13 protein-coding genes are annotated in these 13,612 nt (G+C 41.0%); 8 read left to right on the plus strand and 5 right to left on the minus strand.

Annotation, left to right across the window (positions count from 1 at the left end; all coding sequences use genetic code 11):
- Positions 1-5: 5 nt before the first annotated feature.
- From IF202_RS01720 to IF202_RS01735, 4 genes are all read left to right on the plus strand, one after another.
- Positions 6-470, plus strand: coding sequence for a DUF1249 domain-containing protein (locus IF202_RS01720; RefSeq protein WP_235963157.1), 465 nt, complete (start codon positions 6-8; stop codon positions 468-470).
- 31 nt (positions 471-501) lie between these two features.
- On the plus strand, positions 502-1,083 hold the full coding sequence (locus tag IF202_RS01725; protein ID WP_191593143.1) for a YqiA/YcfP family alpha/beta fold hydrolase: 582 nt from the start codon (positions 502-504) through the stop codon (positions 1,081-1,083).
- 161 nt (positions 1,084-1,244) lie between these two features.
- Positions 1,245-3,143: a DNA topoisomerase IV subunit B gene (parE, locus tag IF202_RS01730; RefSeq protein ID WP_191593144.1), complete on the plus strand. Its 1,899-nt coding sequence runs from the start codon at positions 1,245-1,247 to the stop codon at positions 3,141-3,143.
- A 68-nt stretch (positions 3,144-3,211) separates the two neighbouring features.
- On the plus strand, positions 3,212-3,826 hold the full coding sequence (locus tag IF202_RS01735) for a UPF0149 family protein (RefSeq protein ID WP_191593145.1): 615 nt from the start codon (positions 3,212-3,214) through the stop codon (positions 3,824-3,826).
- Between the two features lie 122 nt (positions 3,827-3,948).
- Here IF202_RS01735 and IF202_RS01740 read toward each other — a convergent pair whose 3' ends face one another.
- A complete protein-coding gene (locus IF202_RS01740; protein ID WP_191593146.1) occupies positions 3,949-5,145 on the minus strand; it encodes an amino acid aminotransferase in 1,197 nt (398 codons plus the stop codon).
- A gap of 371 nt (positions 5,146-5,516) precedes the next feature.
- On the opposite strand from IF202_RS01740, the gene IF202_RS01745 reads away from it, so the two are divergent.
- The gene (locus IF202_RS01745) at positions 5,517-6,326 is read left to right on the plus strand and encodes a siderophore-interacting protein (RefSeq protein WP_191593147.1); all 810 of its coding nucleotides are present in this window, start codon (positions 5,517-5,519) and stop codon (positions 6,324-6,326) included.
- An 89-nt stretch (positions 6,327-6,415) separates the two neighbouring features.
- On the opposite strand, the gene IF202_RS01750 is transcribed toward IF202_RS01745, so the two are convergent.
- Positions 6,416-7,114, minus strand: coding sequence for a pirin family protein (locus tag IF202_RS01750; RefSeq protein ID WP_191593148.1), 699 nt, complete (start codon positions 7,112-7,114; stop codon positions 6,416-6,418).
- A 132-nt stretch (positions 7,115-7,246) separates the two neighbouring features.
- On the opposite strand from IF202_RS01750, the gene IF202_RS01755 reads away from it, so the two are divergent.
- Entirely contained in the window at positions 7,247-8,155 is a 909-nt protein-coding gene (locus IF202_RS01755; RefSeq protein WP_191593149.1) for a LysR substrate-binding domain-containing protein, read from the plus strand.
- A gap of 87 nt (positions 8,156-8,242) precedes the next feature.
- Positions 8,243-9,187, plus strand: a complete 945-nt coding sequence (locus tag IF202_RS01760; protein WP_191593150.1) for an AEC family transporter — start codon at positions 8,243-8,245, stop codon at positions 9,185-9,187.
- 98 nt (positions 9,188-9,285) lie between these two features.
- Here the strand turns inward: IF202_RS01760 and galU are convergent, their stop codons facing one another.
- Positions 9,286-10,119, minus strand: coding sequence for a UTP--glucose-1-phosphate uridylyltransferase GalU (gene galU / locus IF202_RS01765; protein ID WP_191593151.1), 834 nt, complete (start codon positions 10,117-10,119; stop codon positions 9,286-9,288).
- 78 nt (positions 10,120-10,197) lie between these two features.
- Positions 10,198-11,076, minus strand: a complete 879-nt coding sequence (locus IF202_RS01770) for an ArgP/LysG family DNA-binding transcriptional regulator (RefSeq protein ID WP_191593152.1) — start codon at positions 11,074-11,076, stop codon at positions 10,198-10,200.
- A 123-nt stretch (positions 11,077-11,199) separates the two neighbouring features.
- On the opposite strand from IF202_RS01770, the gene IF202_RS01775 reads away from it, so the two are divergent.
- Positions 11,200-11,808: a LysE/ArgO family amino acid transporter gene (locus IF202_RS01775; protein WP_191593153.1), complete on the plus strand. Its 609-nt coding sequence runs from the start codon at positions 11,200-11,202 to the stop codon at positions 11,806-11,808.
- 315 nt (positions 11,809-12,123) lie between these two features.
- Here IF202_RS01775 and IF202_RS01780 read toward each other — a convergent pair whose 3' ends face one another.
- The gene (locus tag IF202_RS01780; protein ID WP_191593154.1) at positions 12,124-13,407 is read right to left on the minus strand and encodes an MFS transporter; all 1,284 of its coding nucleotides are present in this window, start codon (positions 13,405-13,407) and stop codon (positions 12,124-12,126) included.
- Positions 13,408-13,612: the final 205 nt, after the last annotated feature.

The following is a 13,612-nucleotide window of genomic DNA, read 5'->3' on the forward strand; positions in this document are numbered from 1 at the left end:
ATGTTATGAAAAAAACATCGAAACAGTATGTTCCTGATTTGGTCAGTTTGCAGATGCTTGGTGAGCTGAATTACCGTCGTTTGGGTAAACTAATGCGAGGCCAAGAAGACTTAGACGCATGGCAGTTTTCTATTCATAGCGTAGGTGATCAAGAAAGCCGCCTTAGATTAGCGTTAGGTAAAGAGAGCCGTTTTACATCTGAAATAACATTAGAGTTTGGTCCTGAGATTAAAAAAGAATTACTTTTCAAAACGACATTATCGATGACGGTTCGTTTGTATCATGATGTTAAGCTTGCTGAAATTACAGATGGTCACCGACAATATAGTGGCGTTTATCCTTATCCGAATGATGCGATGTTACATCGGGACGAAAAATTTCGATTGAATCAACAGTTGGCAGATTTATTAGAGTTGTGTTTAAAACACGGGCACAGATTAACTGAAACATTACCTTTTCAATTTTCTTAAGGTTAATTTAATTGAAACAACGAGGGGGCTTGTGAATACCTTACTATACATTCATGGTTTCAACAGTTCGGAGCTTTCCCATAAAGCGACTGTTTTGATGAAAGCGGCAAAACGTTTTAATAAATCAGGCGCTATTATTTCTCCGCGTTTATCTTGGCAGCCAGCGCAAGCTATTAAACAATTAGAAGCGATTATTGAAGAAAAAAAATCACAAGGAATTACATTGATTGGTAGCTCTTTGGGTGGTTTCTACGCAACATACCTTGCTGAAAAATATAAAATTAAAGCGATTTTAGTGAACCCAGCAGTGCAAGCGCCAGAATTATTGAAAGAGCACATTGGTACACAATATAACCCTTATACAGAAGAAAGTTACGAACTAACCCAGAATCAAATGATAGAACTACAAGAGCTTGTCGTAAAAGATCCTACGAAAGACTTATATTGGTTAATGATTCAAGAAGGAGATGAGGTATTAGATTACCGAGCAGCGCTTCAGGCTTTTCCGAATGTCGCACGACTTACTCATGAAAAAGGTGGCGATCATCGATTTATCGAATTTGAGCGATTTGAAGAAGAAATACTTCGCTTTGCTGAGATAATTACCTATTAAATTCAGTAACTAAGCGTCTGGTTTGACTGGATAGTTTCCCACTACGCAAAACCAGTGATAAACTCTAGATCCTTTTTAAATATAGATAACAAGCAAAATACTCGACTGTAATAGAATAGAGACACACTGCATTACACAATCAACTTGGAAGAAAAACACGCATGTCTGCAAAAGAATATAACGCCGGATCGATAGAAGTTCTTAGTGGTTTAGAACCTGTTCAAAAGCGCCCAGGAATGTACACAGATACTTCACGTCCTAACCATCTTGGACAAGAAGTTATCGATAACTCAGTTGATGAAGCGTTAGCAGGGCATGCCGATCGTATTGAAGTGATTCTTTATAAAGATGGTTCTTTAAGTGTTGAAGATAACGGTCGGGGTATGCCTGTTGATATTCACCCTGAAGAAGGTGTATCCGGGGTAGAATTGATTCTTACCAAGCTACATGCTGGCGGTAAATTTTCTGGTGATAATTATCAATTCTCCGGTGGTTTGCATGGTGTCGGTGTATCAGTTGTAAATGCCTTGTCGACCTCACTTGAAGTCTGGGTAAGACGTAATGGTATTCAGTACCACATTGGTTTTGAAAATGGTTTTAAAACCTCAGAATTAAAAGAAATTGGTACTGTTGGCAAGAAAAATACAGGTACAAAAGTAAAATTTACTGCAGACACCAGTTATTTTGATACTCCAAAATTCTCAATTTCTCGCTTAAAACACCTCTTAAAAGCCAAAGCGGTATTATGCTCTGGTTTACACGTTGTCTTTATTGATCAAAGCGGCAGCGAAGATGTCCGTGAAGAATGGTTCTATCAAGACGGATTAAAAGACTATCTTGCTTTAGCCAATACAGGTTTTGTTCTATTACCTGAAGCGCCTTTTGTGGGCGGATTAACGGAAAAAACACAAGGTGTAGATTGGGCCGTACAGTGGCTACCAGAAGGTGGTGAACTGGTCACAGAAAGTTATGTTAACTTGATTCCAACAGCACAAGGGGGAACTCACGTTAACGGATTGCGAACAGGCTTGCTTGAAGCTATCCGAGAATTTTGTGATTTTCATAACTTACTGCCACGAGGTATTAAACTGACCGCAGAAGATGTGTGGGATCGTTGTAGTTATGTTCTATCTGCTAAAATACAAGAACCGCAATTTTCAGGACAAACGAAAGAGCGTTTGTCTTCTCGTCAAGTGGTCGCCTTTATTGCTGCGACAGTAAAAGATTCTTTTAGCCTTTGGCTAAACAAACACGTTGAAGACGGCAAAAAAATTGCTGATATCGTAATCAATAGTGCTCAAAAGCGCCTAAAAGACAGCAAAAAAGTAGTGCGTAAAAAAATCACTCAAGGACCTGCATTACCGGGTAAATTGGCGGATTGTTCTGGTCAAGATTCCACACGAAGCGAGTTGTTTCTTGTAGAAGGGGATTCGGCAGGTGGCTCTGCCAAGCAAGCGCGTGAAAAAGACTTCCAAGCAATTTTACCATTACGAGGTAAAATCTTAAATACGTGGGAAGTGGATTCGAACCAAGTACTCGGCTCTCAAGAAATTCATGATATGTCTGTCGCTATCGGTGTCGATCCAGGTGATGATGACCTTAGTGGTCTTCGTTACGGAAAAATTTGTATTTTGGCTGATGCAGACTCCGATGGCTTGCACATCGCGACTTTGATTTGTGCCTTGTTTGTTAAGCATTTTCCAGCCTTGGTAAACAATGGACATGTTTTTGTTGCCATGCCTCCTTTGTATCGTATCGATATTGGCAAAGAAGTGTATTACGCTTTGGATGATGAAGAAAAAGACATTACCCTTCATAAAATTGCTTCAGAAAATAAACGCGGTACACCTAATGTACAGCGATTTAAAGGTCTGGGTGAGATGAACCCATCTCAACTACGCGAAACAACTATGGCCCCTGATACACGCCGCTTGATCCAGTTAACGATGGAAGACAAGCCAGACACAGATGAGCTCCTTGATAAATTATTATCGAAGAAACGTGCAGGCGATCGTAAGAGTTGGTTAGAGACCTATGGTAACTTGGCTATAGTTGATTAAAAATACTGATACCTTCTCCAAGGTAGACTAAAATAGACTGTATAGCTCAATCAAATGGAAACGAATGGATGTCTGAGAAAAGCGGTGATGACGTAATAAGTGAAGAAATTCTTTATGAAAAGATTGACCACTATTTACTAACGTTTGGATGCGACCGCTCACTACTTTGCGTGTCGGAACTAGATGGTTTTTTAACAGCGTTAGGATGTTCAATACAAGAACTAGAGCCAGACCTTTGGTTAAACGCAATCTGGGGAACAGACGAAGACCAGCCTGTTTGGGAAAATACTGAGCAAGAAGATGAGTTTTTAAGCCTTGTTCTAATTATGTACATGGAAACCATGAATAGTTTATTGTTTGGTGACTTCTATCCAGTCTACCTAGAGCAAGAAGTCGATGGTGAATATAAAATAATTGTTGAAGAATGGTGTGTCGGATTTATTCGTGGTGCAAAACTCATAGGTATAGGCATCGGAGGCGATAAAGAGTTCTTTGATGAAGCTTTGGCACCAGCACGCTTGTTTGGTACTGAATTAGGTTGGGAAAAACAACAAAGTATGGTTGAAGAAGAGATTTCTTTTTGGCGAGATAATTTAGAGCCATCGGTACTTCGACTGGCGCATCATTTCCATCCTGAGATGCAAGCTGGTACCCATAGTGCTGAGACTAGAATACTGCACTGATTTTTATTGACTCGTCTTATTCTCGTTCCTATTTAAATAATACGAAGCTAAACAGTATGAAACACAAAAAAACCGTGACCAGTTAACTGATCACGGTTTTTTAATAGATATATTGTACAGTATTAACCAACGACTTTTGCGATACTCTCACAAAGGTAATCGATGTTGTCGTCACTCACTCCAGCAACACTCATACGACCTGTATCGGCAATATAAATAGAGTATTCACTGCGAAGTTTTCGAACTTGTTCTAGTGTTAAACCAGAATAAGAGAACATACCGCGCTGATCCTTAATGAAAGAAAAGTCTTTACTGACGCCCGATGCTGCCAATTTTGCAACAAGTTTATGGCGCAAGCCATTAATACGATCACGCATTCCAGTAACTTCCAATTCCCACTCTGCTTTCAACTCTGGGTCATTCATAATGGTATAAACAACCGCAGCACCGTGCGCTGGTGGCATTGAATAGTTTGCGCGGATTGCTTGTCCAATAATTGAAAAAGCCGCATTTGCTTCATCAGCAGAAGCGGCAATAACACTCAAACCACCGCAACGCTCGCGATAGATACCAAAGTTCTTCGAGAAAGAGTTGGCAATCAACATGTCTTGTACATTCGCAGCCATGTGACGTAAGCCAGCCAGATCTTCGTCTAAACCATCACCAAAGCCTTGGTAAGCTGCATCAACCAAAGGTAAAAGGCCACGTTTATTGACAAAGTCAGTGAGGACTTTCCAGTGATCAAGTTGTAGATCGATACCTGTTGGGTTATGACAGCAAGCGTGTACTAACAAGACATCGCCCTGTTTTGCTTCAGCTTCAAGTTTTGCCATCATATCGTCAAAACGAAGACCGTTTGTCGCAGAATCGTAATAAGGGTAATCAACAACCTCGACACCAGCAGAATCAAAAATAGATTTATGGTTACCCCATGTTGGGTCACTTACCCAAAGGCGCGCACCACTCAAGTTAGCGCTAATAAAATCAGCTGCGACTTTTAATGCACCGGTTCCGCCAGGTGTTTGCGTAGAACGAACATGACCCGATTGAATCAATGGGTTGTTTTCGCCAAGAACAAGACCCTTGATAAGACCTTCAAATTCAAGCGCACCATAAACACCTTGATAACTTTTAGAATCTTCTTGTTCAAGCAAAATAGCTTCGGCTTTTTTAACACTGTTTAAAATAGGCGTATGACCATTATCGTCTTTATAAACTCCCACACCCAGATCAATTTTCTTTGGGTTTGGATCTTGTTGATGGGCGACAATAAGAGCTAAAAGAGGGTCGCCAGGAACGACTTGAAGATGCTTAAACATAATAGTTACGAAGTCCTATTTTAAGGTGGTTGCTAAAGTAAATATTGAGACGGTACGATTTTAAACAATCATGTCATTTTGCCGTATTTACAACAAAATACAATCAAAGTAAGCGGTAAACTTTCTTCTAACTGTAAAGAAAAGAAGACACTGTGCTTTTCTCTCTAAGAATTATTCTATTAATTCTATTTAGCTGCGGATTGGCGACATTATGAATTCACTCTACACTTCTAAGCTTAACCAAATACATAACAATTTTAGCCAGTATAAATAGGATCAAATAATTATTGTTTTAAACAATAAGCATTATCGTTTATATTTGTCATTTCTAATTTTCCGCGTTTGGTGGATGATGCTTTGTATGAGGGTTTATGACGTCGATTTTGAAAAACGAACGTGTTGAAGTGCCGCTGAAACAGCGTGTTGCAACCGTTGTTGAGGTAACGGATTTATCTAAAACATTACGGAGAATTAAGTTACAAGGAGACGATTTAGAAGGGTTTGGGTTTCACCCTTTGGCACCGGAAGCGCACGTAAAACTTTTTTTTCCAGAAGAATCGAGAGATGAACTTTGTTTACCTAAGGTGTTAAGTAATGGTCAAGCAGATTGGAAAGGCGCGGCGAGGGGGCGTTTTTCACCCTTTCGTGAATACACTATTCGTGCTTATGATGCGGATTTATTAACAGTCGATATTGATTTTGTTCTGCATGATGAAGGGGTTGGTGGGCCTTGGGCAAAACAAGTTGAAGTAGGTCAAACGCTTGGCATATTTGGGCCAAGGTCTGTTAAGTTGCCTCCATTTGGCGCATCTAATTATGTATTTTTTGCTGATGAAACAAGCCTTCCTGCATTGGTTCGTTGGTTAGAAATTCTACCAAAAACGGCGAAGATTGATGCTTGGGTTGAAGTGCAATCTGCTGAAAATGAAATACCCTTACCACAGCACAGTTGCGCAAATATTCGTTGGCTTTATCGTAATGACCGTTTAAATAAGGTGGCTTATGGTGCTTTACAGCTTCAAGCTTTAGCAAGTCTGCCAGAGGATTTGTTATCTAAAAATACTTGGATCTGGGCCGCAACAGAAGCCCATACAATCGGTCAAATGAAGCGTGAATTGATTAAGAACAGCAAAATAAATACGGCTCACTTAGATCTGACTTCTTATTGGAAGCATGAGTAAAATGAAGTGCAAGGAACTGAGTGTTCAGCTCTTTGCACTTATTAGTTTACTGTGCATTTATCTAAAAACGACTAACGATTAATTACTTATCAGATAAGGTCGAAAAGCAGTGCTTTACTACGTTGTTGGCCGACTTTTTTGAAATGAATATCCGTTTGATCTTCTATTTTTGCACCGTCACCTGCTTTTAATATCACGCCATTACCTAGAGATAATTCACCCTCTATAACGTGAACATAATAATGACGGTATTTATCGGCTTGCCATGTAACTTCTGTTTCGCTTTCTAATATTAATTGAATAAGCTGCATGTCTTGCTTAACTTGCAAGGTGTCATTTTTTCCATCTGGTGTGATCACAGTGGTGAAACCTTGAGTTTCACCAAACGTTTTTTGTTGGTAGTCAGGTGCTCCACCTAGTTTATTCGGCTGTATCCAGATTTGCAGAAACTTAAGCGGATCTGTTTTTGACGCATTAAATTCACTATGGAAAATACCTTTACCCGCTGACATCAATTGATATTCACCGACTGGTAGTTCTTCAATATTGCCAGCACTGTCTTTATGAGAAATTCTGCCTTCTAATACTAAACTTATAATTTCCATGTCTTTGTGACCATGGGTTTCAAAGCCTGCGTCAGGGGACACTGAATCATCATTAATGACGCGTAGATGTGAAAAACCCATGTGCTGAGGGTCATAATAGTTACCGAATGAAAAACTGTGATGGCTGTTTAACCAGCCGAAGTTTGCGTGTCCACGGTCTTGAGCGTGACGAAGAGTAATCATAGAATGTCTCCAAATTTTTCTATAAATCTTGATGATTTATTCTTGATGAATTCAGTGTATGAGCTTGAGAAAAGAAAGAAAACCGGAAGCTTTTGAGATACTATTTCAAAAAAATTGAATAAAGGTTATTCCATGGCTCATGCCGTTACGTTAGAAGCACTACGAGTACTGGAAGCGATTCATAAACTGGGCAGTTTTGCCGCCGCCGCAGACGCTTTGTTTAAGGTACCATCGGCATTAACTTACACCGTCAAAAAATTGGAAGATGATTTAGGTGTGCCTCTATTCGATCGTTCACGCCAAAAAGCCGTATTAACGCCAGCAGGCCATCTGGTACTAGATCAGGGACGAGCGATTCTAGATGCCGCCACACGATTAGAAGATTCAATAAAGCAATTTGAGTCAGGCTGGGAGCCTAAGCTGAGAATTGCTCGTGATACGGTGTTACTTGAATCACCTTTAATGGAGACTGTTGGGGACTTCTTGGTGCAGAATCGCCCATTAGAATTGACTCTATCTGAAGAATCCGTTGGTGGTGGATGGGATGCTTTACATGATGATCGCGTAGACTTGGTGATTGGTGCAACAGGTGAATTACCAAAAGGGAACTTTCATACTCGAGCGATTGGTGAATTAGAATTTGTGTTTGCTGTCGCGCCAACGCATCCTTTAGCATTGATTGAAGGTGTCGTTACCGCTGCACAATTACGACAATATCCAGCGATTGTGGTTGCTGATAGTTCAAAAGTTTTGCCAGCTCGAAATATCGGTATTTTTGAAAGTCGTCAGGTGCTTAGGGTCGATACCATGCGCAGTAAAATACAGGCGCAATGTCTTGGGCTAGGAGTAGGGTATTTGCCTAAACATCGAATCATCGATGAATTAAATTCGGGCCGTTTGGTAATGAGACAATGTGAGTTCCCAAGACCTAATATCATAGCGTATTTAGCATGGCGGAAAGACAGCCCTGGTCGAGGATTATCTTGGTTTGTTGATCGTTTGAGTAAGCAAGATTGGCAGCTTATTAGTGTTTCAGAGTAATGGTTTTTATTTGTTAGGCGATCATGTATTAATGATTTGATTGAAGCCTTGTATTTAACGTCGTTTATGACGTCATAAGGAGTATTGGTGTTTTCTCTTTCTCTTTCCGTATTGCCCGTATTTTTATTATTGGTGGCTGGTGCTGCTTGTCAGCGTTTTCGCTTCCCTATGGGCGGCTTTTGGCCTGGTGTAGACAAGCTGGCTTATTGGGTGTTGTTTCCCTCTTTGTTATTCCATAAGACATCGCAAATTGACTTCTCAAACCCTATGTTGCCAAAGTATGCATTTATTCTTTTGTGCGCTTTGTTTATCACGGCAATTTTTGTCTTTATCAGTGCGTGGTTTTTGAAAATACAACCACCGATTGCATCGTCGATGCTGCAAGCTGGTGTTCGTTTTAATACTTTTATTGTCTTGGCACTGGCTGGTAGTTTATATGGCGATGAAGGTTTGGTATTAGCTGCGCTGGGCGCATCTGTTTTAATCCCTTCGGTTAATGTGTTCTTGGTGGTGTCTATGGTATTGATGCATCGTCCGCCGGCAAAGAACGGTGTGGTGGTGACTTTACCTAGGTTGCTTAGTGGTGCCTTGGTTCGAAATCCTTTGATCGTCTCCATTGTGTTAGGTAGTGGTTTAAATCTACTAGGATTAACGCCAATTGTTTTAATTTCCGACGTAATTGGTATGTTGTCTCAATCTGCCTTGCCGTTAGTCTTATTAGCCGTGGGAGCCAGTGTGCGGTTAGAAGCGATTCGCACTGTCGGTATGACGTTTGTCTTGTCTTCGGTAGCTCGTTTTGTGGTGTTTCCTCTAGTAATTGGCATCCTGTGCTGGTGGCTTGATGTTCGCGGTTTGCCTGCCTTGGTTGCGGTGTTGTTTGGCATGGTGCCAACGGCTACATCCGCCTATGCGCTAGCTCGTCAGCTCGGTGGAGATGCAGATAGAATGTCGGCTTACATCACAATACAGACGTTGATGTCAGTATTAACTGTTCCGGTTAGTGTTTGGTTAAGTCAGTTGTATTTGTCTTAATCGACAGAATTTAAAATAAAAAAACCACGCCTATTACTTTAGTTTGCCTCTAAGCAATAGGCGTGGTTTTTATCGTTATGGCAATTTAGTGTAAAAAGTTAACTTTCTTTGTAAATGTGCTTATAACAGTAATTTGTCGCTTCAACAAAGCCATCAACACTGCCGCAGTCAAAACGTTTGCCTTTGAATTTATAGGCGATGACACAGCCTTCTTGTGCTTGTTGTAAAATAGCATCAGTAATTTGAACTTCACCATTACGTCCAGGCGGTGTATTTCGGATTTTGTCGAAGATGTCTGGTGTAAGGATATAACGGCCAATAATAGCGAGATTTGAAGGTGCCTCTTCTTTACTCGGTTTCTCTACCATGTCTGTAACACGATATAGACCATCGTTCATTGACTCACCTTTTATCACACCATATTTGTGCACTTCATCTTCAGGTACTTCTTCGATAGCAACAATGGTGCAACGAAACTGGTTATACAGTTTAACCATTTGCGCCATAACACCGTCGCCATCATCTTCGCCGAAGCAAAGGTCATCGGCTAGTACGACGCCAAAGGCTTCGTCGCCAATAATTGGTTCGCTGCTTAGTATGGCATGACCTAAGCCGAGCATATTGTTTTGACGAATATATGAGAAGTTTACATTGTCAATTAGGTGACGGATGCCTTCTAAATATTGCTCTTTACTGGTGCCAGAAATTTGGTGTTCTAACTCATAGCTGATGTCGAAGTGATCTGCTATAGCGCGTTTGCCACGACCAGTCACGAAAGTTACATTGTTTAGGCCTGCGGCTTCTGCTTCTTCTACACCATACTGAACGAGAGGCTTGTTCACGATAGGAAGCATTTCTTTTGGCATGGACTTAGTGGCAGGTAAAAAACGAGTACCGTAGCCAGCAACAGGGAATAGACATTTACGAATCATAACTTTTCCTTTTAATAATGGCTTATATCATGGCTGTCAAAAAAAGTGGTAGCCAGCCAGTTCCAGTGGATATCTATATTATAGAACATCTCGTGTGACAGTTAATATTACCTTGGTTAACCGATCTAATACAGGGGCATTCAGTTTGTACCAGTGCCAATACAGTGGCAGCGTCAGCGGTTTGTCAGGAAATAAAGAGACTAGTTGCTTATTCCTTAACTGATCTTTAATTTGTACACTAGGAACTAAAGCACAGACTGTGCCACTCATAGCGAGTTCAACAAAGCCGTGAGACGAGGGATACCAGTGACTGTTTCGAGTATCCGCTTTTATATTTAAGCATTCGTCTTGATAACGGGTCCAAAGCTCGTCCCGTTCGTCATAAATTAAAGATGGGGAACATAAGACGGCTTCAGGACTAACATCTCCTTTCAAATGTGTTTTGATAAACTCCTGTGTCGCTACCAATTCATAATTCATATAGCCTAAAAATACCGAATCCCCACCTGTTACAGGGGTTCCAGTTTGACTAAGGCAGGCGATCACTTCTCCTGTTTGAAGCAAGGTTCGTGTATGTCCTTCGTCTGCAGATTTTATATGTAATTTGGTGCTGCTCGTGGAAGAGAATTGACTAAGCACTTCTGTAAACCAAGTCGCCAAGGCATCGTTATTCACTGCGATACTAAGTGGATGATTCGATGTTGTTCCTTGTATGTCTTCCTGTAGACCTTCTTCTAGCATGGTAACTCGGTTGAAGTGTGCGAGCATTTTTTCACCGAGTGGTGTTGCCGTTACAGGGCGTGCGCGAATTAACAGAGGTCGACCGCAGTCTTGCTCAAGGCGTTTTATGTTTTGAGATACCGCGGATTGGGTCAGGCTTAAGTGTTTCGCTGCCTTATCAAAACTCTGAAATCTTAATACTGCATTCAGGCTTACTAGCGCTTTATAATCCATCATAATTTTTATTACCTAGTATTAAATAGCTAAATATTAAATTTTCTAATGTGGTTTTAGTTTAATTAATTTTAATTTAAGCGCTGCTTTCCGTAAGATCAAGCGAAATTTAAGGAGAGTGACAATATGTTGGCATTAATAAGCGGTGCGATTACCGGTGGTGGTTTGATTGTAGCGGTAGGCGCACAAAATAGTTTCTTATTAGAGCAGGCCTTAAAACGACATTATGCGTTTCCGATCGCGTTACTCTTTATTTTGAGTGATGCTCTTTCAATCGCCTTGGGGGCATTTGGCTTAGGCTTGATTCTGCAAAGTCACGATTGGTTATTAACCGTTTCACGCTGGGGTGGTGTGGCTTTTCTAGTTTGGTTTGCACTGGGGAAATGGCGATCTTCTTTCCAAGAAGAACATTTGATTTTAGAGCGGTACATTAAGCGTCTCGCGATTTGGCCTTTATTTTTGATGGGCTTTGCAGTGACTTGGCTTAATCCACACTTTTATTTGGATACTATGATTTTAATGGGCAGCTTGGCAAACCAATGGCAAGATGAGAAATGGCAGTTTGTTTTAGGTGGCGTGTTAGCTTCTGTCGTGTGGTTTTTGATGTTGGCTTTCATTGGTAGGTTGTGTGCTAAATGGTTAGAAAAAGCGGCATTTTGGCGCTGGTTTAATCGTATAAATGCCATCTTGATTTGGAGTATCGCATTCAAAATCGCCACACAGCCTTTATCCTAATGGAATAAAAACTGTGTGAAGACAATGGCGTAATAAAAGATGAAGAAAGCTAGGGAAGGTGCGAATAAGTCTCCTGTTCTCAGTCTTACCAGAAAAAGCGTCACACAAGGCGTCACTTTGAAGTAATGTAGGTACCTTTCAAGAAGGGACAACACAGGGTGACGTTTTTTCTGAAAGACCCGAAGGGCGTGGCCTAAAAGCCTTATCTGTAAGTTGACAAGCTGATCAATAGAATGACTATTAAGTTGCGCTTCTCGCCTTAAATCTCAGACTTTTATCCACACGCTGAGGCGGGAGGACTTATTCGTACCTTCCCTAGAGTTTGATCTCAACCTCATGGCTTTCTTCAACGGGAGTGATAGACGAATCGGCGTCGACCAACATTTCTGCGGTTGCTACAGAGGATACTGTTAATGCCACAGGGATCTGATCGCCCTGATCTTCGATGATCATCGCTGGCTGGTAATGTATTCGATACAAGGCAACAAGAGACACTACGATATTGAGTGCCGCGACAAACCAAAATAAAGCATCAATTCGAATGGTATCCATTAGTGCGGCAGCAGCAAGAGGTCCAATCATACCGCCAACACCATTGAGTAAAATCATACCGCTACTAGCGGAAAGAATTTGCTCAGGACGTAATTGGTCATTCATGTGAGAAGAGGCTAAAGAATACATAGGGAAGACAAACGCACCGACAGCAAACATGCCCATCATCATCACTAATTGATTATTAAGACTGCCACCGAGCGGAACAATAAACGCAGATAATGCGCCAACAATACTTACCCAAAGAATGGTTACTCGTCGATCTTGTCGATCAGATAGCTTACCTATTGGCCATTGTAATAACATTCCACCTACGTAACTGGCACCAATGAAAAGTGATATTTCAGCGACGTTCATACCGATACTTTTGGCATAAAGTGCGCCAAGACCCAATAAAGCACCCGAAGTAACCCCAGCAATGGTGACGCCTGTGACACCAAGTGGTGCGGTTTTGACTAGGCTAAGGATGTTGAGCTTTTCAGGTATATGAATCGTAGGGGATGGCGTACGTACTAGCAGCAGAGGTACAAGGGCTAATGAAATCAAAACTGATGTCAAAATAAACAAGCCATAACCACTAGGAGGCGAAAGGTTTAGTAAAAACTGGCCAAGTGTTTGACTGGCCCATATTTCAATAATGTATATAGAAAACAAACGACCGCGAGTTTTGTTTGTCGCGATCTCGTTAAGCCAGCTCTCAGTGACGATAAATAGAGCGGCATAACATAAGCCTGTTCCCATTCGCATCAACATCCAAAACCATGGATTGACGACTACAGATTGCATAAGAATCGTGATAGAAGCCAAAGATGCAACCGCGGCAAACACTCGAATATGCCCCACGTTCTTAACCCAGTTTGGAACCAATAAGGAACCAATCACGAAGCCAAGATAATAAGACGACATGATCAAACCTGTGGCCGTCGTATTAAAGTCTTCGATGGAGGCTCGAATACCGATCAGAGAGCTTTGTAAAGCACTCGCCATGGTTAAGATGGCAATACCAAAGAGCAAGCTCCAGATGGGAAATAGGGTTTGTTTTAACATGCAATATCCTTGAGCTAGCTGCGTATTAAAAATGAAATGCGAAACGGTTCGAATTGGTCATTATTTCGGCAGACTATACCGATTGAAATTCTGAATGCAATCACTATCGACGAGTTAAAAGATAGTAAAGAAAAACATACGTTTTTGAGAAAAAGCAGCTCGCCAATAATTGATAGGTTGACACTATTAATTCTTTATTTGATTT

It is taken from the genome of Marinomonas colpomeniae (genome assembly GCF_014803385.1).
In the GTDB taxonomy this organism is placed as follows: Bacteria; Pseudomonadota; Gammaproteobacteria; order Pseudomonadales; family Marinomonadaceae; genus Marinomonas; species Marinomonas colpomeniae.